We start from the raw sequence: 25,426 nt of genomic DNA, 5'->3' as shown, positions 1-25,426 counted from the left end.
GCCCCGGGGCGCACGCCCCTGACGTCCGAGGAACGAAGGAGTTCTGATGGATCCCGTCCTGCTCATCGCGCTGCTCGTCGGCATCGCGCTCATCATCGTCATCGTCCTGCGCACCCGCCTGGACGCGTTCGCCGGCCTGCTGATCGCCTCCGTGGTGGTCGGTCTCATCGCGGGCCAGTCGCTGCCGGCCATCGTCGAATCCATCAAGACCGGGTTCGGGAACACGCTGGCCTCCATCGGCATCGTGATCGGCCTCGGCGTGGCCATCGGCAAGATCCTCGAGGTCTCCGGTGCCGCGCAGGCCATCGCGATGGCGTTCCTGCGCCTGTTCGGCAAGGGCCGTGAGCCCTGGGCCATGACCAGCATCGGTGCGCTGATCTCGGTGCCGGTGTTCTGCGACTCCGGCTACGTGATCATGAACCCGCTGGCCCGCGCCATCGCCAGGGTCAAGCAGTACGGCTACGCCACCGTGGGCATCGCGCTCGCCGGCGGCATGGTCATCACCCACCACTTCGTCCCGCCCACCCCGGGCCCGCTCGGCGTGGCCGGGCTGCTCGGCGTCAACGTCGGCTCCGTCATCCTCACCGGCCTCGTGTTCACCGTGCTGATGATCCCGGTGGTCACCCTCTACGCGAAGTGGATCGGTCCGCGGGTCGAGCCGGTGATCAATGCCGAGGTCCAGGAAGCCGTGTACGGCAACGTGCGCGAGGATCGCTCGGCCGTGGCCGTCGCGACCGGCGGGTCGGGACCCCGAACCCCGACGGTCGACGGGCCGGCGCCGGACGGGCCCGACGGGTCCGACGGCGCCGCAGCTCTGGACGGGCTCGGGACCGGCGCCGAGCTCGGCGAACCGCCCGAGGGGGAGCCGCCCCACCGCGTCGGCCCCGTGGTCGGGCTGCTGCCCCTGGTCGTGCCGATCGTGCTGATCGTGATGAACACGGTCGTCTCCGCCCTCGACATGGAAGCCCAGGGAGTGGCCCTGCCCGAGGACTACGAGCCCTCCGGATGGGCCGGGCCCTTCATCTTCCTCGGCGACCCGGTGATCGCGCTGCTGATCGGTCTGGTGATGGCCGTCTACCTGCTGCTGCCGCGCTGGACGCCGCGCAAGAAGAGCCACAAGTGGCTCGGCGACGCCGCGGCCGACGCAGGCCTGATCCTGCTGATCACCGGCGCCGGCGGCGGCCTGGGCCAGGTGCTGCGCGACACCGGTATCGGCGATGCGCTGGCCGAGGCGATCGGCGGGCTCCCGCTGCCCTCGTTCCTGCTGCCCTTCCTGATCGCCTCGATCGTGCGCATCGCGCAGGGCTCCGGCACGGTCTCCATGATCACGGCCGCCTCCGTCACCGCCCCGGTGATGGGCACGATCGGCCTGGACCCTCTGGTCGCGGTGATGGCCTGCGTCGCCGGCGCCATGGTGTGCAGCTACTTCAACGACTCCTACTTCTGGGTCGTCACCCGCTTCCTCGGCCTCGAGGGCACCGCGGCCCTGAAGGCCCACTCCGGCATGACCACCGTGATGTGGGCGGCCTCGATCCCGATGCTGTTCGTCCTCAGCCTCGTCCTAGGAGCGGGTGGCTGACGCCGTCCACCCGGCCGGTGGGGCCCGCCCTCCTCTGCCCCGCCGGCCCTGCCCCTGCCGATCCCCGACCTCTGCCAGCCCCTCTGACCCGCACGACCCGACCCACCGCAACCCACCAGATCCCGACCGGACGGAGAACCGACCCCATGACCCTCGAGAACACCAGGATCCAGCCCTTCCCCGACGAGCGCACCGCGATCGTCACCGGTGCCGGCGCCGAGCGCGGCATCGGCCGCCGCGTCGTCCGCAAGCTCGTCAGCGAAGGCTGGAGCGTGGTCGCCGCCGACCTCGACGGTGCTGCCGTGCGGCAGTTCGCCACCGAGCTGAGCGGTGAGCTCCCCGGTGAGAGCACTCAGAAGGTGATCGGCGTGGCCGTCGACGTCAGCGACCAGGCCGCCGTGGACGCCGCCTTCGAACGCATCGACGCCGAGATGCCGCCGATCGCCGCCCTGGTGAACCTCGCCGGGATCCCCAGCCCCCACACCATCTTCGAGCTGACCGGCGAGATCTGGGACAAGGTCATGGACGTCAACGGCAAGGGCACCCTGCTGATGACCCAGGCCGCGGCGAAGCGCATGATCGACGGCGGCTTCGGCGGGCGCGTCGTGAACACCTCCTCCATCACCGCGCTCGACGGCGGCGGCACCTTCTCCAAGACCGGCTACGCCGCGGCGAAGGCCGCCGTGCAGGGCCTCACCCGCGGCACCGCCCGCGAGCTGGGCCAGTACGGCATCACCGCCAACGTGATCCTGCCCGGACCCATCGACACCGACATCATGGGCGGCACCCTCACCGATGAGCGCAAGGAGGGCATGTCCTCCAACATCCCGCTGCACCGCGTGGGCCAGCCCGAGGAGGTCGCCGGACTGATCAACTTCCTGGTCAGCGAGGACTCGAGCTACGTCAGCGGCACCTCCATCAGCGTCGACGGCGGCAAGCACATGCACTGACGGACCGGGCCCCGGAGGTCTTCTCCGGGGCCCGCCCCGCCCCGCTCCGGCGTGCCCCGCGCCGGCCCGCCCCGCGCCGTCCGGCGCCGCCGCGCCCTCGGCGCCCCCACGTCACCGCCCCCACAGGAGAGCCCACCCCATGGCCGATTCGATACTGTCCGGCGCCCTGGAATTCGCGAAGATGCTCGCCGCCGGCGGCTTCCGCCTGGACCCGCTGGAATCCGCCCCCTCCATCGAGGACATCCGCCTGCTCGCCAAGCGGCGCCTGCCCACGATGGCCTTCGACATCATCGACGGGGCCTCGAACCATGAGCTGACCCGCGAGGCCAACGTCGACGATCTGCGCGAGGTGCTCTTCCGCCCGCGCTGGCTGACCGACATCTCCCACGTCGACGCCTCCACCAGTGTCGACGGCATGAACCTGGATCGTCCCTACGTGCTCGGCCCGCTGGGCCTGCAGCGCATGATCGGCGGCGAGGGCGAGCTCGGGGCGGTCCGCGCCGCCGGCAGGGCGAACATCCCCTTCACCATCTCCACCGCCTCGAACTGGGCGATGGAGGAGCTCGCCGACCAGGCGACGGGGCCGCTGTGGTACCAGCTGTACATGTACAAGTCCGAGGCCATCGTCTCCAGCCTCATCACCCGGGCCAAGGCCATCGGCGCCGAGGCGCTCGTGGTCACCGTCGATGTGCCCCTGAACGGGAAGCGGTACCGCGACCACCGCAACGGGATGTCGATCCCGCCGAAGATCACCCCCCGCAACGCCGTCCAGGCGATCCGGCACCTCGACTGGACCCGAGCGGTGATGCGGCCCCCGGCGATCGGGTTCCGCAACCTCAAGGACGAGATCCAGGGCGACAACGCCGTCTCGCATCAGGAGTTCGTCAACAAGCACCTCACGAACCTGACCCTGACCTGGGACAACATCGAGCAGGTGCGGCGGCAGTGGGACGGCCCGCTCTACATCAAGGGCATCCTCACCCCGGAGGACGCGCTGCGCGCGCTGAAGGTCGGGGCCGACGGGGTCTACGTCTCCAACCACGGGGGTCGCCAGCTCGACTCCTCGCCCAGCTCCATCCGCGCCCTGCCCTCGATCGTCGACGCCGTCGACGGCCGCATGACCGTCGTGTTCGATTCCGGCGTGCGCACCGGCGACGACATCGCCAAGGCCCTCGCCGTCGGCGCGGACCTCGTCTCCATCGGCCGGGCCTGGGGCTACGGCAACGCCGCCGCCGGGGAGAAGGGCGTGCTGCGCGTGCTGGACATCCTCGACGGCGAGCTGGCGCTGGCCATGGGCCAGCTCGGCGCGACCAGCATCGACGCGCTGGACCGCAGCTTCGTCGACTACCCCGAGGCCTGGCACGGCCACGGACGCCACCGCGCACCCGAGCCCGCCGACGTCACCGAGGAGTTCACCCCATGACCAGCACCTGGAAGCTCGCCGTCACCGCCGACTACGCCGAGGCCGACGGCACCACCGTCTACGGCGACATCGGCCTGGGCGCGCTCGCCGAGCACGGCATCCAGTGGTCCCTGGTCGGCGAGGGCGGCGGCCCGCTGCGTGCCGGGGAGCTCGAGGGCTACGACGCGGTGCTGCTGCTCAGCGGCACGCCGCTCGGCCGGGACCAGCTCGAGGGCGTGACCACGCTGAAGCATGTGGCCCGCTTCGGCGCCGGCTACGACTCCGTGGACCTCGCCGCGTGCGACGAGCGCGGGATCACCGTCACCAACGCCCCCACCGGACTGCGCGTGCCGATGGCGCACACCGCGCTGACCTTCGTGTTCGCCCTCGCCCACAACCTGCTGCCCAAGGATCGCCTGGTGCGCGAGGCCGACTGGGACCGCAAGGCCGACTACCGCGGGCCCGGCCTGGCCGCGGCCACGATCGGCGTGATCGGTCTCGGCGGCATCGGGCAGGAGACCGTGCGCCAGCTGCGGGCGCTGGATCTCGAGGTGGTGGCCTGGAACCGCTCGCCGCGTCCCGAGTTCTGCGCCGAGACGGGCATCAGCCAGCTCGAGCTGGACGAGGTCATCGCCCGCAGCGACTACCTCATCGTCACCGTCGCCGCGACGGGGGAGACCCGTCACCTCATCGGTGCGCGCGAGCTGGCGGCGATGAAGGAGACCGCGTTCCTGGTCAACATCGCCCGCGGCGCCGTCGTCGATGAGCCCGCCCTGATCACCGCGCTGCAGGAGGGGACCATCGCCGGCGCCGGCCTCGACGTGTTCGAGGTCGAGCCGCTCCCGGCCGACAGCCCGCTGATCGGCATGGACAACGTGGTGCTCTCCCCGCACTCGCTGTGCTGGACCCAGGACTTCACCGATGCCGTCGGCGCCGAGGCGCTCGGCGAGGTCATCGCGATGGCTGCCGGCCGCACCCCGCACCACGTCGTCAATGCCCCGCGCGGTGGGGCTGCGGGAGAGCCGACCCTGGCGGGAGAGGCCTGATGGGCGAGCGCTCCGCGGCCGATGAGTCCCGCATCTGCGAACTCACCGCGCTCGTGACCGGCGCCGCCTCCGAGCGCGGCATCGGCCGCGGTGTGGCGCTGCGGCTGGCGCGCGAGGGCCGCCCGCTGGCACTGCTGGATCTGGACGCCGACGGGCTCGCCGAGGCCGCCGAGCAGGCCCGCGCCGCCGGATCACCGAGCGTGGCCACGGCGCAGGCGGACATCTCCGACGAGGCCAGTGTCGGCGCGGCCGTCGCCGCGGTCGACAACGCTGCGGTCGCCCCGATCGGTACGCTCGTCAGCTGCGCCGGGATCGCGAACCCGACCCCGTTCCTCGAGCTGACCAGCGCAGACTTTCTGCGCACCCTGTCGATCAACACCCTGGGCACCTTCCACCTCGCCCAGCGCGTGCTCCCGAGGATGCTCGAGCAGGGCCTGGGGCGGATCGTCGCGATGAGCTCGACCGCCGCGCAGGACGGCGGCGGGAACTTCTCGACCTCGGCCTATGCGGCCTCCAAGGCCGGCGTCGAGGGTCTGATCCGCGGGCTCGCGAAAGAGGTCGCCGGCACCGGCGTCACCACCGCCGCGATCGCCCCGGCCAACATCGACACCGACATCATGGGCGGCCCGCTCGAGGGGGAGCGCCGCGAGCAGTTCGTCGCCCGCACCCCCGTCGGCCGGCTCGGCACCGTCGAGGAGCTGGCCGAGCTGGTCGCCTTCCTCGTCGGCCCCCACGGCGGCTTCACCACCGGGGCGACCTACAACCTCAACGGCGGGCTGCGGGTGGGCTGAGGAGAGCGCGCCTCAGCGCAGGCGGGCGCGAGCGTCGCGAGGGCGTCGTGAGGATCCGGGTTCGGTCGAGAACACGGCCGAGAGGCGTGAGAACGAGCCCAGCAGATGCGCGCGCATCGCCTGCTCGGCCGCGTCGGGGTCATGGTCCTCGATCGCGCGCGCGATCGCCTGATGCTCGCGGTGGGTCGTGCCGCCCTCGGAGTCGGTCTGGTACAGGCGGAAGATGTGCACGTGGGCGTGCAGCCGTTCGAACGTGCTCGGCAGCAGCTCATTGCCCGAGGCCTGCAGGATCCGCAGATGGAACTGACGGTCGCGCAGCGCGCGCCGCGCCTGTGTGCTGCGGTCGCCGCCGTGCAGCGCGGCCAGGGCCTCGAGCTCGGTGCGCAGCTGCGGGCCGGGATTCGTCAGCCGCTCCGTAGCCGCCTCCCGCGCGGCCCACGGTTCCAGCAGCAGCCGGACCTCGAACAGCGCGACCAGCCCGTCCAGATCGATCGGAGCGGTCACGTCGTACCCGCGGGATGCGGAGCGGACCACGAGGCTGTCGCCCTCGAGCCGGTGCAGCGCCTCGCGCACGGGGGTCTGGGAGACGCCGAGCCGGCGGGCCTCCTCCCCGATGGAGATGCGCTCTCCCGGCTCCAGGTCATGCTGGATGATGCGCATCCGCAACGCCTCGTACACGCTCTCCGGGCCGGTGTCCGTGGAATCCGGGTCCACGATGGGGCGCTCGCGCATGGCCTCCTCCTTCGACGTGGTGCCGGGCGTGCCTGGCCTGGTGGCGCCCGGGCGGCCGCGACGCGCAGAGGGACTGCGCGCGCACCGGCAGGGAGATCGTCTCAGCCGCCGGCGAGCCCGGGCAGCCAGGTCGTCAGGAACGGGACGAAGGTGATCAGCGCCAGCACGAGGAGCATCGGCACGAAGAAGGGCAACACGCCCTTGATCACCGTGGTCACCGGGACCTTCGTCACCGAGGACAGCACGAACAGCACCAGCCCGACCGGTGGGGTCAGCAGACCGATCATGAGGTTGAAGATCATCATGACCGCGAAGTGCGTGGCATCGATGCCGTAGACGGTGGCGATCGGGGCCAGCACGGGGACCAGGATGAGGATCGCGGCGGTCGGCTCCAGGACCGCGCCGACGACCAGCAGCAGGATGTTGATCAGCAGCAGGAAGATCAGCGGCCGGTCGGTGACCTGCAGGATCAGCTCCGTCACCACCTGCGGGGCCTGCTCGCGGGCCAGCACCCAGCCGAACAGGGAGGCGCTGGTGACGATGATCAGCACGCTGCCGGTGGTCTCGACCGTGGAGGCGGCGATGCGTCCGAGCGACCTCCCGTTCAGCGTCCGGTAGCACAGCGCGAGGATCGCGACGTAGGCGACGCCCAGCGCGGAGGCCTCCGTGGGGGTGACGATGCCCGAGAGGATCCCGCCGAGGATGATGACGGCGGCGCCGGCCACCGGCAGCGCCTTGGCGACGTCCTTGAGGCGTCGGGCCGGCGGCGGCTTCTCCAGGCGGAGGTCATCGCGCCGGCGGGTCTGGATCCACACCAGCAGGCACAGTGCCGCCACCAGCACCACGGCGGGCACGATCCCGGCCAGGAACAGGGTGCTCACCGAGAGACCTGCGGTGACCGCGTAGATGATCGCGGGGATGCTGGGCGGGATCATCGGCGCGATCAGGGAGGACGCGCCGGTGACACCCAGGGCGAACCCCTCGGGGTAGCCGCGCTGCTTCATCGCGGGCACCTGGATGCGGCCCATCGCGGCGGCGTCGGAGATGGCGGCCCCGCTCATCCAGGAGAAGCCGAAGCTGGTGGCAATGTTGACGTAGCCCAGCGAGCCGCGGACGTGCCCGATGGCGCTGGAGGCGGCATCGAACAGCCGGTCCGTGGCCCCGGAGACGTTGGCGAGGTTGCCCAGCAGGATGAACATCGGCACCGCGAGGATCGCGAAGTCGAAGACGCCGGAGGCTGTCTGCTGGGCGGCGAGGGCGGCCGTGGCCGTCTCGTCCAGGACGATGTAGGCGATCGAGGGGATCAGCAGGGCGATCCACACCGGGACGCGCAGGGCGAGCAGCACCAGCAGCGCGGCGAACATGATCAGCAGGACCACGGGATCACAGCCCTTCCATCGCGGCGGCCTTCTCGGCCACGTCGGGCACTTCGGAGGGGTGGCGCAGGTACCGCACGATGTTCAGGACCGTGTGGCCCAGGATCATCAAGTACCCCACGAGCACGGCTCCGTACAGCAGCGGCATGGGCAGGGAGGTCGCCGTCATCGTGAGCGACCCGGTCAGCACCATCAGCGAGATCGCCGCGATGACCATGTACGCCGCGGCGGCCGCGACCACCAGCATCGCGAAGATCTGGGAGGCGGTTGCCAGACGCCTGGGCAGGTAGACCGCCAGGATGTCGACCCCGATGTGCGCGTTGCGGGAGGAGACGAACCCGGCACCGACGAAGGTCAGCCACACCACCAGCAGACGAGCCACCTCCTCGCTCCAGGGCAGGGGCATGCTGAGCACGTAGCGGGTGAAGATCTGGAAGATGATCACCGCGAACACGACCAGCAGCAGGCCGCCGGCGACGAATCGTTCGGCGTCGACGAGCCAGCCGTAGGCGCGGAACTTCCGCTCGTAGTGGTCCCGTTCGATGTATGAATCGAGGTCCGGGACCTGACCGTCGCGGGTCCCCTCGACGGGCTTGGGCGATTGCATGCTCATCGGACCGACTCCTGGAGCTCGAGGTAGAGGTCGCCCCACGGGACGGTGTCGGGGAACTCCTCGGCGATGAGTTCCTGGAACGCGGCGACGTCGACGTCGTCGTTGACGGTGATCGCGTCCTCCTCCTGCCAAGTCTGCAGCGTCTCCTCCTCGGCCTCGACGATGCAGTCCCGGGTGGCGATCCGGGCCTTCTCCATGGCGTCCTCAAAGCCGGCTCTCTCGTCGGCGCTGAGGGAGTCCACGAAGCGCTGGGAGGAGACGATGTTGACGGCCTGGACCATGTGCCCGGTGAGGTTGAGGTAGTCCTGGACCTCGTAGAACTTCTGGACGTCGATGGTCGGAATGGGGTTCTCCTGGGCGTCGATCGCGCCCTGCTGCAGTCCGAGGTAGGCCTCCGACAGGGCCATGGGGGTGGCGCTGCCGTTCATGATCGAGAAGCTCGTGATGTACAGCGGGGCGTCCGGGGTGCGGATCTTGAGCCCGGAGAGGTCCTCCGGCTCGGTGATCGGCGTGTTCGAGGTGATGTGGCGGGTGCCGTAGTACCACGTGCTGTTGACCCGCAGGCCGGTCTCGGCGGCCATCTCGTCGTAGACCTCCTCCATGATCGGACCGTTGGTCGCCTCGTCGAACTGCGCGACGTCGGTGAACAGGTAGGGCGCATCCAGCACGGCCGCCTCCGGGTACCACTTGCCCAGGAACGACGGCCCGACGACGCCGAGCTCGAGGCCACCGGTGGCGATCTGTTCGGCGGTCTCGCCCTCCCCGCCGATCTGACCGGAGGGGTAGGTCTCGACCGCGAAGCCGTCGTCAGCCAGCTCGGTGCGCAGCGTCTCGGCCCCGCACGACTCCACCGGATGAGCCGGGTCGTACTGGTGGGCGAAGCGGATCACGCGGGCGTCCGGATCGGCGGTGGCCTCGTCGAGCTGGCTGGTGTCGACGGGCTCCCACAGTCCGCAGCCCGCCAAGGACAGCACGGACAGGGCCGCAGCCAGGACGGTGGCGGGGTGACGGCGGCTCATCGTGCGCCCTCCAGGGGCTCCGGGAACGAGAGGCCGTGCCGGGTGGCGACGATGCGCAGCTCCTGGATCGTGGACTCCGCCAGCTCGACGTCATCGGCAGCGGCTGCCAGCCGGGAGGCCTCGAGGTCGCCGGGAGACAGAACGGTCCCCTCCGGGCTCGAGGCCCGTACCTCCTCCTGGAGCTCGGCGACCTTGGCCCGGATACCGGCCGGGTCGCCGAAGGCCGCGAGGTCGAGGGCGATCAGGAGGTGTCCGGTGTTCATGCGGGAGGAGTGGTCCTGCCAGATGTCCACCGTCCGGAACGCGAAGGAGGCGCTGGTCAGCGCTGCTGACAAGCCTTCCAGCAGCACGGCGATGCCGGATCCCTTGTGGCCGCCGAAGGGCAGCAGGGCACCGCCGTCGAGCACGGCGGCGGGATCGGTGGTGGGGGCTGCGGTGGCGTCCACGCCCCAGCCCTCGGGAATAGTGGTGCCCTCGTTGCGGGCGGCGACGACCTTGCCGTACGCCCCGGCCGTGGTCGCGAGATCGGCCACCAGCGGATGAGACCCGGCCGAAGGCAGGCTGATGGTCAGCGGGTTGGTCCCGAGGATCGGGGTGGAGCCGCCGAAGGGGGTCGCCACGGGCCCCGTCGTCGAGGAGAGGATCCCGGCCAGATCGCGCTCGGCCAGCTGATCGCCCCAGAAGCGGCCGGCCCCGAAGTGGCTGGAGCCCTGGACGGCCACCGTGGCGATGCCGTGGGTGGCGGCGGCTTCGGCGGCGATCTCGACGGCGCGCTGCATGGTGACCTGGCCGAAGGCGCCGCGGCCGTCCAGCACGGTCACGGCGCCGTGCTGGCGGACGACGGTGGGGACGGAGCCGGGGTCGATACCGCCGGCGGCGACCGCCTCGAGATAGAGCGGCAGTCGCAGGAGCCCGTGGGAGTAGATACCGGCCTGGTCGGCCGCGAGCAGGGAGCGGGCGACCAGCCGGGCCGCGGAGGACTCCACACCGGCATCCTCGAGAGCGTGGGTGGCCAGCGCGCGCAGAGCGTCCACGCCGAAGCGGAGTGACGTCATCGTCACGGTCCTTTCTATACGAAGTCCGCACAAGCTATACAACTGTGGCGGGCGACACAAGGGGGTGTGCCTGGGTGTCGACGAACGGGGCACTCAGACGGCGCGGACTCCGGAGCCGGCCCGTGCGGGCCGCGTGCGGGTGGTCCAGAGCAGCCCGATCGCCGCACCGAGCATGAGCACGCCGACGGCGGCGAAGGCGGCACGGTAGTCCGTGAGCCCGGCGGAACGGTCGGGGGCCAGCACGTCCAGCACCACCCCGATCAGGAGGACGGCGAGCAACGACGTGGAGTACCCGCCGATGTTCACCATCCCCGTGGCGGTCCCGATCGCCCGTGAGGAGACTCCCGTGCGCGCGAGGTCGAAGCCGACCGGACAGGTCGCCGCACCGATCGCCAGGGCGACCATCAGCGGCACAAGCTGCCCGGCGGAGAGAGGCCCGGGCGCGAGCAGAGTCAGGGTCCAGACCAGGGTGAGGATTCCGCCGGCGATCCAGCCGAGCCGAGCACGATGCCGGGGCAAGCGGCCGGTGAGCACGCCGATCATCGGGCCCACCGCCACCATGACGACGACATTGAGGGTCAGCAGCGTCCCCACCTCGGCAGGCGCGAGCCCATGGCCCTCGGTCATGAAGGGCACGCCCCACAGGAACAGGAACGAGTTCACACTCAGCAGCGTCAGCGAGTGCAGGAAGAACCCCGACCAGGCGGCGCGGGAGGTGAACACCTCGCGCAGAACCTGACCCGGGCGAGACGGCACGGGAACGGTGTGGCCGTCGTCCTCGGGCGGCTCGTCCTGGACGACGGCGATCACCAGCAGCACGCTGACCAGCAGGAGTGCGGCCAGAGAGGCCCACGCGGTGGTCCATCCGGCCGCCACCAGCAAGGCGAGGAACGGTACCGCCGCCACGGCCTGGCCGAACTGGCCGATCATCGCCGCCAGCTGCGTGAACACAGGGACCTGACCGGAGCGGAACCAGGTCGCGGTCAGCCGCACCACGCTGATCAGCGTGGCGGCGTCGCCGACGCCGGTGAGCATGCGTGCGATCAGGGCAGTGGGCACGTCCGTGGCGACGGCGAGCAGTCCCTGCCCGACGGCCATGGTCACCGCCCCGAGGATCAGCATGCGGCGCGGGCCGATGCGGTCCAGCAGGAGCCCGGCGGGGATCTGGGCCGCCGCGTACGTTCCGAGCTGGACGACCCCGAACAGGCTCAGCACGGCGCCGCTGACATCGAAGCGCTCCGACGCCTCCACGCTGGCCACCCCGAACGAGGCGCGGCCGGAGACGGCGCACAGGTAGGCGAGGACACCGACGGCCCAGACGAGGTGGGCGCGGCCGAGGCGCGGTGCCGCGGTCACCGTGCTCCCGGCAGCACGCCGTCGGGTGGCGGCGTCTCGAGGATCGCCCGGTAGACGACGTCGACGCTGGGGGAGGAGGCCGTCCGCCGGTCACGGGTGGCGGCGACCTTCCGTCCCTCGCCGATCCTGCCCACCGGGATGACATCGAGCTCGCTGGTATCGGAGATGGTCGCCGCCAGTGCGTTCAGCACACCCACCCCGAGGCCGGCCTTGGCGAGATTCGCGACGGTCTGCGGCTGCTCGGTCTGCCAGGCCACGGGGATCTCCAGGCCCCAGGCGTGCAGTGCGCTGCCGGTGTCCGGATCGATCTCCGCCCCCGGCTGCGCCACCGCGATGAGGGGATGCTCGGTGATCAGGCACGGGTCCAGCCATCCATCGGTCCTCGGGCCGAGCTGCGCCAGCGGATGCTGGGGAGGCACGATCGCGACGTAGCGCTCGATCCACAGATGCACGCTCTCGAAGTCCTCGGGCGGCGGATCACCGGCCAGCGAGTGGATGGCGATGTGGAACCGGCCGGCGATGATGCCGGAGATGAGGTCCTGCGTGGTCAGCTCGGTCAGCTCGATCCGGATGTGCGGATGCTCGGCGTGGACCGCGGCGAGGACGGCGGGCAGGAACCCCGCGCTGACACTGGGATGGCAGCCGATCACGACCCGCCCGCGCGGGGTGCCGGTGTGCTGATCCACCACCTCCGCTCCGCGCTCGAGCGCCTCCAGAACCTTGCGGGCGTGGGGGAGGAAGGCCGTGCCGAGCTCCGTCGGCCCGATCGGGCGGTGGCTGCGGTCCACCAGCGTGCCGCCCAGGGCACGCTCGAGCGCTGCGACATGCGTGCTCACGCGGGACTGCGCGCGGTGCAGGGCGCGTGCGGCACCCGAGAAGCTTCCGTGATCGATGACCGCGACGAAGGTCTCCAGCCAGTCCGTCTGGTCGACGCGGGGCATCGCTTCCTCCTGGGGAGTGGTCGTCCTTGATCGCAGCGGGTCACGCTCGAGTGCACCCTGAGCTCGGGGCCGCAGCATGGTTCCTGGTCAGAGGCCCGATGTGACCCACATATCAATATTGTATATAGGATTTCCGGATCTCGGATCGCTCGGGGGACGACCCCGGGTACGGGCGTTGGTAGCGTCGAAGCACCTCGATGACGAGTGGCTCTCTCGACCCAGCACACAGCCGTGCGGGCGGTCGCTCCGCATCGATGGGCCTCACCCCCGACCCGCACGATGAAGTGGAGTCAGCCATGACGCGCACCGACCTTTCCTCACGTTCCGATCGTCCCGGCGTCGATCCCGCCGGCGCACCCCGCGTCCCGCGGCGCCTCGTCTCCGGGATCGCCGGCGCCGCCGCTATCGCCCTGGTCGCCGTCGGCTGCTCGGGCGGCTCGGGCGGAGGCTCCGTGGACGGCGATGCTCTCCAGGCCTGCAACGACGTCAACGCCGAGTACCCGGGCGGCCCCGTCGAACTGATCGTCCCCTGGGCCGCCGGCGGCGGGACCGACGGCGTGGCCCGCCTCATCGGCGAGCAGCTGTCCGGCCAGATGGAGACGAGCGTCAACGTCGTCAACCGCACCGGCGGCTCCGGCGTCGTCGGCCACCAGGCGATGGTCGACGCAGAGCCCGACGGGCAGACCCTCGGCCTGGTCACCGTGGAGATCGGCATGATGCACCACCAGGGTCTGACCGAGATCAGCGGCGAGGACCTCACCGCCATCTCCCAGATGAACGAGGACGGCGCGGGGATCACCGTCGCCGCCGACGCCGAGTGGGAGAACGCGGAAGAGCTGCTGACCTACATCGAGGAGAACCCGGGGGAGGTGACCGCCTCGGGCACCGGGCAGGGAGGCATCTGGCACCTGGCCCTGCTGGGCATGCTCATCGACAACGACATCCCCGTCGACGCCGTGAACTTCGTGCCTTCCGAGGGTGCGGCCCCCGCGCTCCAGGAGCTCGTGGCCGGCGGGATCGACATGACCACCAACGCCCTCGGCGAATCCAAGACCATGCTCGACTCGGACCGCGCCAAGGCCCTGGGCGTGATGGGCACGGAGCGCGACCCCGCTTTCCCGGACGTCGAGACCCTCCAGGAGCAGCTCGGCTCCGACTATTCCATGACCGTGTGGCGCGGCATCGCCGGACCCAAGGAGCTCGACCCCACGATCGTCGAGGAGCTCGAATGCCACCTCGGTCTGATCGCCGAGTCCGATGAGTTCAACGAGTTCATGACCGACACCGGCCTGGGCGTGAAGTACGCGGGCGCCGAGGAGTTCCAGACCCTCATGCGCGAGGACGATGACGCCAAGGGCGAGGTCATGGAGGAAGCGGGACTCGCCAAGTGAGCACCGCCCGACCCAGCGACACGGCGGGGGCGATGCGTGGGAACGTCATCATCGGCGCCGCCTCCGTCCTGGTCGGCGCCGCGGTGATTCCCTACGGCGCCGCGATGCCCTACGTCCGCGAGGGGATCCCCGGGCCCGGTCTGTTTCCGATGATGATCGGCGGCCTGCTGGTCCTCTTCGGCGCCCTGCTGATCCTGACCAGCGTGCTCACCGCACGCCGCGAGCGTCGTCATCGCGACGAGCTCGCCGAGATACGCTCCGCCGCGGCCGGTGGCCCATCGACCGCGACGACTGCGGTGACCGGCGGAACAGCACCCACCGGGGCCGGTGGGCCGGGTGCGGACAGTGCGGCCGACGCGCTCGAAGACGCCGCGCCGGAGACCGGGCCGCAGCCCTCACCGGACACCGAGCCGGAGGCCGAGCCCCCGGAGACCGTGGCCGTGATGGATACCGACATCGGCTCCGACGGGGCGCGGCGCTGGATCAACGGCGCGATCCTCATGGGCGGCATCGTCGGGTACGTGCTGCTCGTCGAGACGCTCGGCTTCCCGCTGACCATGGCGCTGCTGGTGACCGCGATCGTGTGGTCGCTGCGGGCGAAGTGGTGGGTGGCCGTGGCGACCGGCGTGGTCACCGCGCTCGCCCTGTGGGCCATGTTCGAGCAGGGCCTGATGGTCCAGCTCCCCGACGGCATCATCCGGGGGTTCTGAGATGGGATACGACCTCCAGAGCGCCTTCCAGCTGGTCGCCGACCCCACCACGGTCCTCGTGGTCGTCCTGGCCGGGCTCTTCGGCCTGGTCATCGGCTCCCTGCCCGGCATGACCGCCACCCTGGCAGCAGCGCTGCTGGTGCCCTTCACCTTCTTCCTGGACCCGGTGCCGGCCATCGCCGCCATCATCACCATGTCGGCGATGACGATCTTCGCCGGAGACGTCCCCAGTGCCCTGCTGAGAATCCCGGGCACGCCCTCCAGCGCCGCCTACACCGAGGACGCCTTCGCCCTGACCCGGCACGGGAAGGGCGCCCTCGGGCTCGGGGTCTCCCTGATCGGCTCGGTGATCGGCGGTCTGTTCGGGTCCCTGGTGCTGATCTTCGTCTCCCCGGTGCTCGGGGAGTTCGCCCTGCGCTTCACCAGCTACGAGTACTTCTGGGTGGCCGTGCTGGGCCTGACTGCGGCCGTGATCGTCTCCCGGGGCTCCCAGCTCAAGGGTGCGATCGCCCTGATGGCAGGGCTGCTGGTCTCCACCGTCGGGCTCGACGTGACCCTGGGCTACCCGAGGTTCACCTTCGGGGAGGAGCAGCTCTACCGCGGCGTCGACTTCATCGCCGCCATGATCGGCCTGTTCGGCCTCTCCGAGGTGCTGCGTGCCGTGACCGCCCGCCGGGGTGAGTCGATGCCCATCCCGAAGATCGCCGGTCAGGGCACGGTGCGTCCGGCCTTCAGTGCCCTGTGGCGGTACAAGGGGCGCGTCGCGGCGGGCTCGGGCATCGGCGGAGTCGTCGGGGCGCTGCCCGGGGCGGGGGCCGACATCGCGGCCTGGATCGCCTACGCCTTCACTCGTGCCACCAGCCGTCGCGGATCCGCGAAGAACGCGGCCGAGGTATCGGACGAACGGCGGGTGGAGTCCATCGCCGGTGCCTCCAGCGCGAACAACGCCGGCGTGGCCTCCGCCTACGTCCCCACGCTCGCGTTCGGCATCCCCGGCGACACCATCACCGCGATCCTGATCGGCGTGCTGCTGGTCAAGGGCATCACTCCGGGGCCGGACCTGTTCCTGTACCAGACGGACATGCTCTACGCGCTGTACATGATCTTCATCCTCGCCAACCTGCTGCTGCTGCCGCTCGGCTTCCTGCTGATCCGGGCCTCCGGCCTGGTGCTGCGGATCCCGCGCTCGGTGCTGATGGGGCTGATCGTGGCTATCTCGATCTGCGGCGCGTTCGCCATCAACAACGGCTACCTCGAGGTGGGGTTGATGGTGATCTTCGGAGTGCTCGGGTACCTCTTCGAGAAGGGCAGCATCCCGCTGGCCCCAGTGGTGCTGGGCATCGTGCTGGGCCCCATCGTCGAGCAGAACTTCATGCAGTCGGTGATCAAGACCAACTGGGATCTCACCCAGTTCTTCACCCGCCCCATCAGCGCGGTCCTCATCCTGCTCGTGGTCGCGGCGATCGCCTCGGTGCCGCTGATGGGTTGGCTGGGCCGACGCTCCGAGCGGGCCGCCGCGCTGCAGGCCGCCGAGGCCGAGCGGTGAGCGCGACGTCAGGTGCGCGGACGCAGCGTCGTCATCCCCCCGTCGATCGGCAGCAGCACCCCGGTGGTCGAGCGGTTGCGCGGAGAGGCGAGGTAGCAGTGCGCCTCGGCCACCTCCTCCGGCTCGACCATGCGGCCGTGGGGCTGGCGCGCATCCAGCGCCTGCCGCTCCGCGACCGGGTCCTCGGCCTTGGCCAGCAGCCGGCCGATCCACGGGGTGTTCGCCGTGCCGGGGACGACGGCATTGACCCGGATGCCCTCACGCACCCAGTCCGCCGCCATGGCCAGGGTCATCGCCTGCACCGCGCCCTTGGAGGCGGAGTACAGCACGCGCTCGGGCAGTCCCAGCATGGAGGCGATCGAGGCGGTGTTGACCACCACGGCGTGCTCGGAGCGCCGCAGATGGGGGAGCGCGGCCGTGGTCACGCGGGCCACCGAGGTGACGTTCACATCCAGCACCCGCGCCCATTCCTCGTCGTCGTGGGCGTCGACCTGGCCCTGCGCCCCGATCCCGGCATTGTTGATCACGATGTCCAGGCCGCCGAGATGATGGGCCGCCTGGTCGACGGCGGCCTGCACCGCCTCGGTGTCGGTGACGTCGACCTGGATGCGCAGCGCCCCCTCGGGAGCGCCGGAGGGATCGAGATCGAGCGCCGCCACCGAGGCTCCGCGCGCGCTCAGGGCTCGGATCGTCGCCGCGCCGATGCCCGCCCCGCCGCCGGTCACCAGCGCCTTCAAGCCCTGGAACTCCGCGTCCTGGTTCGCCGTCATGGGCTCTCCTCCTCATCGAGTGATCGTCGCTGCAGGATAGGCGACCTCCCACCCCTGGACCACCACGCTTCCATCACCCGACCCCTCGAAGGAGCATCGTGCGAGCACTCGTCCTGACCGACTACCACCACCTGGAGGTCCTCGAGAGGGATCGTCCCGACCCCGGCCCCGGGGAGGTGCTGCTGCGGATCGCGGCCACCGGCATCTGCGGCTCCGACTTCCACGGGTTCACCGGCGAGAACGGCCGCCGCGTCCCCGGCCAGGTCATGGGCCACGAATCCGCCGCCACCGTCGCAGCCCTCGGGGACGGGGTCGATCCCGCCGAGCTGCCCGTCGGCGCCCCCGCGACCTTCAACCCGCTGGTGGTGCCGCCTGAGCAGGCCGAGCAGTACCGCGGCCGCGAGCAGCACGCTCCCGGCAAGCAGGTCATCGGGGTCGCCCAGGAGATCCAGGCGTCCTTCGCGGACTACCTCGTCGTGCCCGCACGCAACGTGCACCTGCTGGATCCGGAGCTTCCCCTGCACCTCGGTGCGCTCGTCGAGCCCCTGGCCGTCGCCGTCCACGCGGTGCGCCTGGGCCAGCCCGATGCGGGAGAGAAAGTGCTGGTCATCGGCGGCGGACCGATCGGGCAGAGCGTCGTGATCGCCCTGCGGATGGCAGGGGTCGACCGCATCGTGCTCTCCGAGATGGACCCCGCCCGCCGGGAGCTGGTCGCGGCGCTCGGCGCAGAGCCCGTCGACCCCTCTGCGGGCAGCACCGCCGACCTCGTGGCCGACGCGCTCGGCGGCCCGGCCGACCTCGCCGTGGACGCCGTCGGCATCAGCGCCACCATGGCCGACGCCCTCTCTGCGACGTCGCTGGGCGGACGCGTCGTCCTGGTGGGCATGGGATCGCCCAGACTGGAGCTGCCGGCCTTCGCCATCAGCACCGAGGAGCGCACCATCCACGGGTCCTTCACCTACACCGCGCAGGATTTCGCCGACGCCACTGCTTGGATCGGTGCGCACGCCGACGATGTGGCCCCGCTGGTCAGCGACGTGGTGCCGCCGGAGCAGGCCCAGGAGGCCTTCGCGAGGCTGGCCGCCGGAAAGGGCCCGGCCGGCAAGATCCTGGTGAGCTTCGAGCAGGAGGGCCCGTCCCAGCAGGAGGAGCACGAGGGGAACGCTGCATGAGCACCCATCAGCGCAGCATCCGCCACGTCCGCGCGTACACCGTCACCGGCGGCGGCGCCGATTACCACGACCAGGGCGCCGACCACTGGATCGACGACCACATCGCGACCCCGATGTCCGTCTACCCCGGTTACGCCGACTCCCGACAGTCTTTCGGACTGAACGTGCTGGGCACGCTGATGGTCGAGATCGAGGCCGACGACGGCACCGTGGGCTTCGCCGTCTCCACCGGTGGCGACCTCGGCGCCTGGATCGTCGAGAAGCACCTGGTCCGATTCCTCGAGGGCGCCGCGGTCACCGACATCGAGCGGATCTGGGACCAGATGTACCGCTCCACCCTGTTCTACGGGCGCCGCGGCATCGTGCTGAACACCATCAGCGCCATCGACCTCGCCCTGTACGACCTGCTGGGACGCCTCCGCCAGGAACCCGTGTACGCCCTGCTCGGCGGGCCCGTGCGCGAGGAGCTGACGATGTATGCGACCGGGGCCCGTCCCGATATCGCGAAGCAGCTCGGCTTCCTCGGCGGCAAGATGCCGCTGCATCACGGCCCGGCCGACGGGGCCGACGGGATGGAGAAGAACATCGCCCTGCTCGCCGAGATGCGCGAGAAGGTCGGGGACGACTTCTGGCTCATGTACGACTGCTGGATGTCGCTCGACGTCGACTACGCCACCCGCCTCGCCCACCGCGCCCACGAGCACGGCCTGCGCTGGCTCGAGGAGGCACTGATCCCCGACGACTACTGGGGCTACCAGCAACTGCGCCGGAACGTGCCACCCGGCATGCTCATCACCACGGGCGAGCACGAAGCCACCCGCTGGGGCTTCCGCCAGCTGCTCGAGATGGGCGCGGCCGACATCATCCAGCCCGACGTCGGCTGGTGCGGCGGCATCACCGAACTGCTGAAGATCTCCGCGCTCGCCGATGCGCACGGGGCGATGGTGGTCCCGCACGGCTCCTCCGTGTACTCGTACCACTTCGTCATCACCCGCACGAACAGCCCGTTCAGCGAATTCCTCATGATGCACCCCACCGCCGAGGAGATCGTGCCGATGTTCTCGCCCATGCTCACCGGCGAGCCGGTACCGGTCGACGGGAAGATCCGCGTGCCGGACACCCCCGGATTCGGGGTCGAGTTCAACTCCGAGATCCCCACCACCAGGCCGTTCACCCACTGAAGGAGACCCCATGCAACTGCGACGACTCGGCCCCCTCGGCCAGGAGAAGCCCGCCCTGGTCCAGGACGGCACCACCTACCGCCTCGACGACCTGACCGGCGACATCACCGGCGCGTTCCTCGCCGGCGGCGGCATCGAGCAGGTGGCCGCCGCGGCCAGGGCCGGTGAGCTGCCGGTGTGGGAAGGGGCGGAGCGCGAACGCATCGGTGCTCCGATCGCCCGTCCGGAGGCGGTGATCTGCATCGGACAGAACTATGCCGCCCACGCCGCGGAGTCCGGCGCGGAGCCCCCGAAGACGCCGATCGTCTTCTTCAAGCACCCCAACACCGTCGTCGGTCCCCACGACGACGTGCCCATCCCGCCGCGTGCGACCAAGGTCGACTGGGAGGTCGAGCTGGGCGTCGTCATCGGCGCCCGCGCCTCGTACCTGCCGCACGAGCAGGCCGCATCGGATGTCATCGCCGGCTACGTGACCAGTCATGACGTCTCCGAGCGCGACTTCCAGATCGCCGAATCCGGCGGGCAGTGGTCCAAGGGCAAGTGCGCCGAGAACTTCAATCCCGTCGGCCCCGCGCTGGTGCCGGCCGGCGAGGTCGAGCCACAGAACCTGCGACTGTTCTCGCGCGTCAACGGCGAGCCGCGCCAGGACTCCACCACGGCCGACATGATCTTCACCGTCGCGCAGCTGGTCCACCACCTGTCCCAGTACATGGTGCTCTCGCCCGGAGACCTCATCAACACCGGCACCCCGCAGGGAGTGGCGATGTCGGGACGGTTCCCGTATCTCGCTGACGGCGACGTGGTCGAGCTGGGCATCGAGGGCCTGGGGGAGCAGCGTCAGAGGTTCGTCGCGCGGCGCTGAGCCGGATTCGACGGGCGGCGCCGCCTGTGAGGCCTGGCCGGTCTGCATCGCCCGGTCAGGCTGGGCCGGCCAGCACCGGTGCCGCCGCCCGTGTCCACGAAGGGGACGCCAGTCGAGTCTGCCCTGCCATATGCGGGGCAGACTCGACGGGCGTCCCTTTCGTGGTCAATAGAGCCCGTACGTGGGGTGGCTTCGGTGGGTGTGCGCTTCGTGGCCATGTGCAGTGCAGACTCGGCGGACGTCGCCCCTCGTGCGGGACGTCCGGGAGCCGGGCGCGAGCACGGGACGAGCGACCGAGTGACACTGGTACTGTGTGCCCGGCCACCATGGTGGCCAATATCCAATAGGATCGCTATTCTCAAGGCAACACCACGTACTCGGGCTCGGCGGGACCAGGGCCCTGGGGCGTGGCGGCATCGGCGCCCTCCTCCGTGACGGGCGCACAGCTCGGACGAAGGAGTTCCCTCATGACCATCTCCACCGTGACCATCGTCGGCGCGGGCTACATGGGCGGCGGTATCGCCCAGGTCCTCGCCATCGCCGGCTTCGACGTGACCATCGCCGACGTCAGCATCGACAACGCGAACGCCTCCCTCGAGCGCCTGCAGAAGGAAGCGCGCGACTTCGAGGACCAGGGCCTGTACTCAGCGGGAAGCGCCGACCTCGTCGCCCGGAACATCACCGCCGGCAAGACCATCGAGGAAGCCGTCGCCGACGTCGACTTCATCGAGGAGGCCGTCTTCGAGCGCATCGACGTCAAGCGCGACGTGCTCGCGAAGATCTCCGAGCACGCCCGCCCCGACGCGATCATCGGCACCAACACCTCGACCATCCCGGTCAAGGAGCTCGAGAGCGCCGTGACGAACCCCGAGCGGTTCCTCACCGTCCACTTCTCCAACCCCGCGCCGTTCATTCCCGGCGTGGAGCTGGTGGCCGGCAAGGCGACCACCCCCGAGACGGTCGCCGCGGTCAAGGAGCTGCTGGCGAAGTCCGGCAACGAGGGCGCCCAGGTCGCCGACACCCCCGGCATGGTGCTCAACCGCCTCCAGTACGCCCTGCTGAAGGAGGCCACGTCCGTCGTCGAGGAGGGCGTGGCCACCGCCGAGGACGTCGACACGATCGTGCGCACCACCTTCGGGTTCCGGCTCGGCTTCTTCGGGCCCTTCGCGATCGCCGACCAGGCCGGCCTGGACGTGTACGCCAACTGCTTCGTGACCTTCGAGGACGCCTTCGGTGAGCGCCTGTCCACGCCGCAGATCCTCACCGACTCCGTCGCCGAGGACCGCAAGGGCGTCAAGAACGGCAAGGGCCTGCTCGGCGACTACGACGAGAAGACCCGCGAGGAGCTCATCGCGTACCGCAACAAGGCCTACGCGAAGATGTCGCAGCTGCTGACCGAGCTGGGCCCGGCCCCGCAGCCGACGCCGAAGGCCGACTGACACCCGCTCGACCGCTTCATCCCACTTACCTGAATCTGGCGGACTCCTCCCGTCGGCCGGGCATCGCCGCCCGGGCCTGAGCACCGCGCTCGGGGCCCGAGCTCGCGCCCGGGTCCCGAGCGCTTCTGCGTGAGGGGGCCGATGGGGTGACCGCCCCGTTCTCTGGAGAATCCCGTGGAAGATCTCGTCCTCGCGGAGCGGCCTGTGTGGCTGCTCCTGGCGATCGCCGTCGTGGCCATCGCCGTCCTGCTCGTCCTCATCATCAAGGTGAGGCTGCATGCCTTCTTCTCGCTGCTGATCATCGCCGTGGCCACCGGCCTCGCCGCCGGCATCAGTGTCGGCGACGTCATAGAGGTGGTGATCGAAGGGTTCAGCTCCACGGTCGGCACAGTGGCCCTGTTGGTCGGTTTCGGTGCCGTGCTGGGCAGACTGATCGAGATCACGGGCGGCGCCCAGGTGCTGGCCGACAAGATGCTCGACACCTTCGGGGAGAAGCGGGCTCCGCTCGCGCTCGCCGTGGCCTCGCTGTTCTACGCGTTCCCGATCTTCCTCGACGCCGGCTTCATCGTGATGCTGCCGGTGATCTACACGGTGGCGCGTCGCCTGGGCGGCTCGTTCATGCTCTACGTGCTGCCCTCGATCGCGTCGTTCATGATGATGCACGCCCTGCTGCCTCCGCACCCGGGGCCGACGGCCGCGGCCACCGTAATGGGCGCCGACATCGGCCTGGTCGTCCTAGTGGGCCTGCTGATCGGTCTGCCCACCTGGTACTTCGGCGGTTACCTCGTGGCCCGCGCCATCGCCAAGCGGTTCCCGAACACCCCGGTCCCCGCTCTGCTCGGTGACCCCCGTGACGTGCCGAAGGAGGAGCGCCCGGCGTTCGGCTCGATCCTGCTGGTGCTCCTGCTGCCGCTGGTGCTGATCTTCTTCAACACCGCCTTCTCGACGCTGAACGAGCAGGGCACCGTCGGCGAGGGGAACTTCGGCTTCCAGCTCTCCCGCCTGATCGGGGCGACCCCGGTGGCGCTGGCGCTGTCCGCGCTGCTGGCGATGCTGCTGCTGTACGTGATCCCGCGGCGCCGCCGTGGCGAGCAGATCGGCGGCCTGCTGGAGGATCTGGTCGACGACGCCCTGGCACCCGTCTGCTCGATCATCCTGATCACCGGCGCCGGCGGTGCGTTCGGCGAGATCCTCACCCAGACCGGGATCGGCGGGGAGGTCGCCGAAGGGCTCGACACGCTGGGCCTGCCGCTGATCGTCGCCGCGTACATGGTCACCATGGCGATGCGCGTGGCGCAGGGATCGGCGACCGTCGCCGCCACCACCGGTGCCTCGATCATGGCCCCGGCGATCACGGCCGGTGACTTCGGCTCCGTCGGCGTGGCCGCCGTGATCATCGCGATCGGCGCCGCCTCCATCGGCTGGTCGCACGTGAACGACTCCGGCTTCTGGCTCATCGGCCGGTTCTGCGGCTTCGATACCGTGACCACGTTCAAGACCTGGTCCGTGGTCGGCACGACCATCTCCCTGGTGGCCTTCGCGCTCTCCAGCGTGGTGTTCGTGATCGCCGCCTGACGGACGCTGCCTGAGGAGGTCCTCGTGTCCGAGAGCACCGATCGTCGACTGCTGGTCCTCGACGACGACCCCACCGGGTCGCAGTGCGTCGCCGGCGTGGACGTCGCCTTCGATCTCGACCCCGAGATCCCCGTCGGCGTCCTCGCACAGCCCGGCTCGGCCTGTTTCGTGCTGACCAACACCCGGGCGCTCGACGAGGCGGAGGCGGTCGCGCTGAACCGGCGAGTTCTGGCCGGCGTGCTGGAGTCGCCGGTCGCGCGCAAGGGTCTGCACGTGGTCTCCCGCTCGGACTCGACGCTGCGCGGGCACGTGATCGCCGAGCCGGCCGCGATCGCCGATGAGCTCGCTGCCCACGGCGTGGATGTCGACGCGATCCTGTTCGTGCCGGCGATGCTCGAAGCCGGTCGGTACACCGAGGACGACGTGCACTACGCGGTCGTCGGCGGCGAGGCGAAGCCTGTGGAGGACACCGACTTCGCCCGCGACGCCACCTTCGGGTACACCCACTCCGGCCTGCGCGACTTCCTCGAGGAGCGCTCCGGGGGAGCGGTGCGGGCGGCCGACGTGCTCTCGATCGGGCTCGAGGACATCCGCTCCGGTGGCGCGGACCGTGTGCACGAGATCCTCGCAGCTGCCCGCGGCCGCCGCTGGGTCGTCGTCAACGCCACCGAGTACTCCGACATGGAGGTCGTGGCCGAGGCCGTGGGCCGGATGGAGGCAGAAGGCAGGACCGTGATCACGCGGTGCGGGCCCTCCTTCGTCCGACCGCTGGCCGGGCAGACGGGCGCGAGAGTGGTCGAGCCGAGCTCCATCACGATCCCCGAGGGGCGCCTCGACCATGGTCTGGTCGTCGTCGGCTCCCATGTGGGCCTGACGACGACCCAGCTGCGCGCTGCTCAGCAGCGCGGCACCCTCGTCGAGGTCGAGCTGGACGTGCCCTCCCTGCTGGACGAGCGCCGCGACCAGCACCTCGCCGACGTCACCGCCCGGGTGCGAGAGACCCTGCAGGCGCAGGACTGTGTGCTCTATACCAGCCGCGATCTGGTGCGCACCGATGATCCCGCCGAGTCCCTCGCCATCGCCCGCAGCGTCTCCGAGGCCGTGGTCGAGGTGGTCCGCCGCGTGCGCGAGGCTCGACCCGCCTGGGTGGTCGCGAAGGGCGGCATCACCTCCCACGAGGTCGCCGCCTCCGGGCTGGGCATCCGCCTCGCCGAGGTGGTGGGCCAGTTCTGGCCCGGCCAGGTCTCCCTGCTGGCCGCACAGGAAGCGCCCGAGGAAGTCATGGGCATGCCCTACGTCGTCTTCCCCGGCAACGTGGGCGGAGAGCAGGGCCTCGCCGAGGTGGTCGAGCGCCTCAGCGCGGCGGTCCCGGGGCGCTGACCCAGGCGCTCCGGGCCGCCTCGGCAGACGGAGTACCCCTGCGGGCGGAAGTCTCCCACCTCTATCCGGCGGAGCTGCGCGTGGCCGGCAGGATCGTGGAATTCGTCGACCGGCGCACCGGCGGCGGACTTCCCGACGGCGAGGCCGTGCCCGTGGCTCTGTATCTGGTCACCGCGGGCTTCTCGGGCGGGTACCTCTCCTCGACCTACCGGATGACCGGGATGATCTCCCAGCTGTTCGACGTCCTGGATCAGGTGCTCCACGCGCCCATCGATCGTGACTCCGTCAACGCCGCCCGCTTCATCGCGCATCTGCGCTACTTCTTCGTGCGTGCGCACGAGCAGCGACAGCTGGACGACGACTCCGACCGTCTCGGCGGCGCCGTGCGGGAGGCCTTCCCCGAGGCGTACGCGGCGGCGCGGCGCCTACGCATGGTGATGGAGCTGCGCCTCGGCCAGGCGCTCAGCGACGCCGAGCTCACCTACCTCACCGTCCACGTGGCGCGGATGGTCGATGAGGCTGGCGCGGAGCAATAAGCCC

The 25,426-nt window shown here is 70.5% G+C and carries 23 protein-coding genes; 15 read left to right on the top strand and 8 right to left on the bottom strand.

Going from position 1 to position 25,426, the window contains the following annotated elements; translation table 11 throughout:
• Positions 1–46 precede the first annotated feature (46 nt).
• From ACFQRD_RS14720 to ACFQRD_RS14700, 5 genes are all read left to right on the top strand, one after another.
• Positions 47–1,579 (top strand): GntP family permease, encoded by a 1,533-nt coding sequence (locus ACFQRD_RS14720; RefSeq protein WP_377804663.1) that lies wholly within the window; start codon positions 47–49, stop codon positions 1,577–1,579.
• Positions 1,580–1,725: 146 nt separating this feature from the next.
• Positions 1,726–2,529, top strand: a complete 804-nt coding sequence (locus ACFQRD_RS14715) for an SDR family NAD(P)-dependent oxidoreductase (RefSeq protein WP_377018087.1) — start codon at positions 1,726–1,728, stop codon at positions 2,527–2,529.
• 139 nt (positions 2,530–2,668) lie between these two features.
• Positions 2,669–3,952, top strand: coding sequence for an alpha-hydroxy acid oxidase (locus ACFQRD_RS14710; protein WP_377018089.1), 1,284 nt, complete (start codon positions 2,669–2,671; stop codon positions 3,950–3,952).
• Positions 3,949–4,977: an NAD(P)-dependent oxidoreductase gene (locus tag ACFQRD_RS14705; RefSeq protein ID WP_377018090.1), complete on the top strand. Its 1,029-nt coding sequence runs from the start codon at positions 3,949–3,951 to the stop codon at positions 4,975–4,977. The genes ACFQRD_RS14710 and ACFQRD_RS14705 overlap by 4 nt, the downstream gene beginning before the upstream one ends.
• Positions 4,977–5,768, top strand: a complete 792-nt coding sequence (locus tag ACFQRD_RS14700) for an SDR family NAD(P)-dependent oxidoreductase (protein ID WP_377018092.1) — start codon at positions 4,977–4,979, stop codon at positions 5,766–5,768. Before ACFQRD_RS14705 ends, ACFQRD_RS14700 begins: the two co-directional genes overlap by 1 nt.
• Before the next feature lie 12 nt (positions 5,769–5,780).
• On the opposite strand, the gene ACFQRD_RS14695 is transcribed toward ACFQRD_RS14700, so the two are convergent.
• The 7 genes from ACFQRD_RS14695 to ACFQRD_RS14665 form a co-directional block, all read right to left on the bottom strand.
• Positions 5,781–6,500, bottom strand: coding sequence for a GntR family transcriptional regulator (locus tag ACFQRD_RS14695; protein ID WP_377018093.1), 720 nt, complete (start codon positions 6,498–6,500; stop codon positions 5,781–5,783).
• 101 nt (positions 6,501–6,601) lie between these two features.
• On the bottom strand, positions 6,602–7,879 hold the full coding sequence (locus ACFQRD_RS14690) for a TRAP transporter large permease (protein WP_377018094.1): 1,278 nt from the start codon (positions 7,877–7,879) through the stop codon (positions 6,602–6,604).
• 4 nt (positions 7,880–7,883) lie between these two features.
• A complete protein-coding gene (locus ACFQRD_RS14685) occupies positions 7,884–8,489 on the bottom strand; it encodes a TRAP transporter small permease (protein ID WP_377018095.1) in 606 nt (201 codons plus the stop codon).
• Entirely contained in the window at positions 8,486–9,508 is a 1,023-nt protein-coding gene (locus ACFQRD_RS14680) for a DctP family TRAP transporter solute-binding subunit (protein ID WP_377804661.1), read from the bottom strand. Before ACFQRD_RS14680 ends, ACFQRD_RS14685 begins: the two co-directional genes overlap by 4 nt.
• The gene (locus ACFQRD_RS14675; protein ID WP_377018097.1) at positions 9,505–10,563 is read right to left on the bottom strand and encodes an Ldh family oxidoreductase; all 1,059 of its coding nucleotides are present in this window, start codon (positions 10,561–10,563) and stop codon (positions 9,505–9,507) included. Before ACFQRD_RS14675 ends, ACFQRD_RS14680 begins: the two co-directional genes overlap by 4 nt.
• A gap of 93 nt (positions 10,564–10,656) precedes the next feature.
• Positions 10,657–11,919: a nitrate/nitrite transporter gene (locus tag ACFQRD_RS14670; RefSeq protein WP_377018098.1), complete on the bottom strand. Its 1,263-nt coding sequence runs from the start codon at positions 11,917–11,919 to the stop codon at positions 10,657–10,659.
• On the bottom strand, positions 11,916–12,860 hold the full coding sequence (locus ACFQRD_RS14665) for a LysR family transcriptional regulator (RefSeq protein WP_377018099.1): 945 nt from the start codon (positions 12,858–12,860) through the stop codon (positions 11,916–11,918). The genes ACFQRD_RS14670 and ACFQRD_RS14665 overlap by 4 nt, the downstream gene beginning before the upstream one ends.
• 296 nt (positions 12,861–13,156) lie before the next feature.
• Here ACFQRD_RS14665 and ACFQRD_RS14660 point away from each other — a divergent pair, with 296 nt between their 5' ends.
• The 3 genes from ACFQRD_RS14660 to ACFQRD_RS14650 are packed head-to-tail and all read left to right on the top strand — an operon-like array spanning position 13,157 to position 16,507.
• Positions 13,157–14,251: a tripartite tricarboxylate transporter substrate binding protein gene (locus ACFQRD_RS14660; RefSeq protein ID WP_377018100.1), complete on the top strand. Its 1,095-nt coding sequence runs from the start codon at positions 13,157–13,159 to the stop codon at positions 14,249–14,251.
• The gene (locus ACFQRD_RS14655) at positions 14,248–14,961 is read left to right on the top strand and encodes a tripartite tricarboxylate transporter TctB family protein (protein ID WP_377018101.1); all 714 of its coding nucleotides are present in this window, start codon (positions 14,248–14,250) and stop codon (positions 14,959–14,961) included. The genes ACFQRD_RS14660 and ACFQRD_RS14655 overlap by 4 nt, the downstream gene beginning before the upstream one ends.
• A 1-nt stretch (position 14,962) precedes the next feature.
• Positions 14,963–16,507, top strand: a complete 1,545-nt coding sequence (locus ACFQRD_RS14650) for a tripartite tricarboxylate transporter permease (RefSeq protein WP_377018102.1) — start codon at positions 14,963–14,965, stop codon at positions 16,505–16,507.
• A gap of 8 nt (positions 16,508–16,515) precedes the next feature.
• Here the strand turns inward: ACFQRD_RS14650 and ACFQRD_RS14645 are convergent, their stop codons facing one another.
• Complete coding sequence (locus tag ACFQRD_RS14645; RefSeq protein WP_377018103.1) at positions 16,516–17,277, bottom strand: SDR family NAD(P)-dependent oxidoreductase; 762 nt, start codon at positions 17,275–17,277, stop codon at positions 16,516–16,518.
• Positions 17,278–17,375: 98 nt separating this feature from the next.
• Between ACFQRD_RS14645 and ACFQRD_RS14640 the strand changes: the two genes are divergently transcribed.
• The 7 genes from ACFQRD_RS14640 to ACFQRD_RS14610 all read left to right on the top strand — a co-directional run bounded on the left by ACFQRD_RS14640 (position 17,376) and on the right by ACFQRD_RS14610 (position 25,422).
• Entirely contained in the window at positions 17,376–18,449 is a 1,074-nt protein-coding gene (locus tag ACFQRD_RS14640; protein ID WP_377018105.1) for a zinc-binding dehydrogenase, read from the top strand.
• The gene (gene rhmD, locus ACFQRD_RS14635) at positions 18,446–19,630 is read left to right on the top strand and encodes an L-rhamnonate dehydratase (protein WP_377018106.1); all 1,185 of its coding nucleotides are present in this window, start codon (positions 18,446–18,448) and stop codon (positions 19,628–19,630) included. The genes ACFQRD_RS14640 and rhmD overlap by 4 nt, the downstream gene beginning before the upstream one ends.
• A gap of 10 nt (positions 19,631–19,640) precedes the next feature.
• Entirely contained in the window at positions 19,641–20,492 is an 852-nt protein-coding gene (locus ACFQRD_RS14630; protein ID WP_377018107.1) for a fumarylacetoacetate hydrolase family protein, read from the top strand.
• Between the two features lie 467 nt (positions 20,493–20,959).
• Entirely contained in the window at positions 20,960–21,931 is a 972-nt protein-coding gene (locus ACFQRD_RS14625; RefSeq protein ID WP_377018108.1) for a 3-hydroxyacyl-CoA dehydrogenase family protein, read from the top strand.
• Positions 21,932–22,105: 174 nt separating this feature from the next.
• Complete coding sequence (locus ACFQRD_RS14620; RefSeq protein ID WP_377018109.1) at positions 22,106–23,506, top strand: GntP family permease; 1,401 nt, start codon at positions 22,106–22,108, stop codon at positions 23,504–23,506.
• A gap of 24 nt (positions 23,507–23,530) precedes the next feature.
• Positions 23,531–24,886: a four-carbon acid sugar kinase family protein gene (locus ACFQRD_RS14615; RefSeq protein ID WP_377018110.1), complete on the top strand. Its 1,356-nt coding sequence runs from the start codon at positions 23,531–23,533 to the stop codon at positions 24,884–24,886.
• 80 nt (positions 24,887–24,966) lie between these two features.
• A complete protein-coding gene (locus ACFQRD_RS14610; protein WP_377018111.1) occupies positions 24,967–25,422 on the top strand; it encodes a PRD domain-containing protein in 456 nt (151 codons plus the stop codon).
• The last annotated feature ends 4 nt before the right edge of the window (positions 25,423–25,426 follow it).

The sequence above is a fragment of the Brachybacterium sp. GCM10030268 genome, from assembly GCF_042666305.1.
Taxonomy (GTDB): domain Bacteria; phylum Actinomycetota; class Actinomycetes; order Actinomycetales; family Dermabacteraceae; genus Brachybacterium.
Note: the sequence above shows the minus strand (reverse complement) of the source record. Positions and strands in the feature narration are given on the sequence as shown.

Excerpts from the sequence above, each read along its gene's own strand:
- ACFQRD_RS14720 (WP_377804663.1), top strand. The coding sequence starts at position 47 with ATGGATCCCGTCCTGCTCATCGCGCTGCTCGTCGGCATCGCGCTCATC.
- ACFQRD_RS14715 (WP_377018087.1), top strand. The coding sequence starts at position 1,726 with ATGACCCTCGAGAACACCAGGATCCAGCCCTTCCCCGACGAGCGCACC.
- ACFQRD_RS14710 (WP_377018089.1), top strand. The coding sequence starts at position 2,669 with ATGGCCGATTCGATACTGTCCGGCGCCCTGGAATTCGCGAAGATGCTC.
- ACFQRD_RS14705 (WP_377018090.1), top strand. The coding sequence starts at position 3,949 with ATGACCAGCACCTGGAAGCTCGCCGTCACCGCCGACTACGCCGAGGCC.
- ACFQRD_RS14700 (WP_377018092.1), top strand. The coding sequence starts at position 4,977 with ATGGGCGAGCGCTCCGCGGCCGATGAGTCCCGCATCTGCGAACTCACC.
- ACFQRD_RS14695 (WP_377018093.1), bottom strand. The coding sequence starts at position 6,500 with ATGCGCGAGCGCCCCATCGTGGACCCGGATTCCACGGACACCGGCCCG.
- ACFQRD_RS14685 (WP_377018095.1), bottom strand. The coding sequence starts at position 8,489 with ATGAGCATGCAATCGCCCAAGCCCGTCGAGGGGACCCGCGACGGTCAG.
- ACFQRD_RS14680 (WP_377804661.1), bottom strand. The coding sequence starts at position 9,508 with ATGAGCCGCCGTCACCCCGCCACCGTCCTGGCTGCGGCCCTGTCCGTG.
- ACFQRD_RS14675 (WP_377018097.1), bottom strand. The coding sequence starts at position 10,563 with ATGACGTCACTCCGCTTCGGCGTGGACGCTCTGCGCGCGCTGGCCACC.
- ACFQRD_RS14665 (WP_377018099.1), bottom strand. The coding sequence starts at position 12,860 with ATGCCCCGCGTCGACCAGACGGACTGGCTGGAGACCTTCGTCGCGGTC.
- ACFQRD_RS14660 (WP_377018100.1), top strand. The coding sequence starts at position 13,157 with ATGACGCGCACCGACCTTTCCTCACGTTCCGATCGTCCCGGCGTCGAT.
- ACFQRD_RS14650 (WP_377018102.1), top strand. The coding sequence starts at position 14,963 with ATGGGATACGACCTCCAGAGCGCCTTCCAGCTGGTCGCCGACCCCACC.
- ACFQRD_RS14645 (WP_377018103.1), bottom strand. The coding sequence starts at position 17,277 with ATGACGGCGAACCAGGACGCGGAGTTCCAGGGCTTGAAGGCGCTGGTG.
- rhmD (WP_377018106.1), top strand. The coding sequence starts at position 18,446 with ATGAGCACCCATCAGCGCAGCATCCGCCACGTCCGCGCGTACACCGTC.
- ACFQRD_RS14630 (WP_377018107.1), top strand. The coding sequence starts at position 19,641 with ATGCAACTGCGACGACTCGGCCCCCTCGGCCAGGAGAAGCCCGCCCTG.
- ACFQRD_RS14625 (WP_377018108.1), top strand. The coding sequence starts at position 20,960 with ATGACCATCTCCACCGTGACCATCGTCGGCGCGGGCTACATGGGCGGC.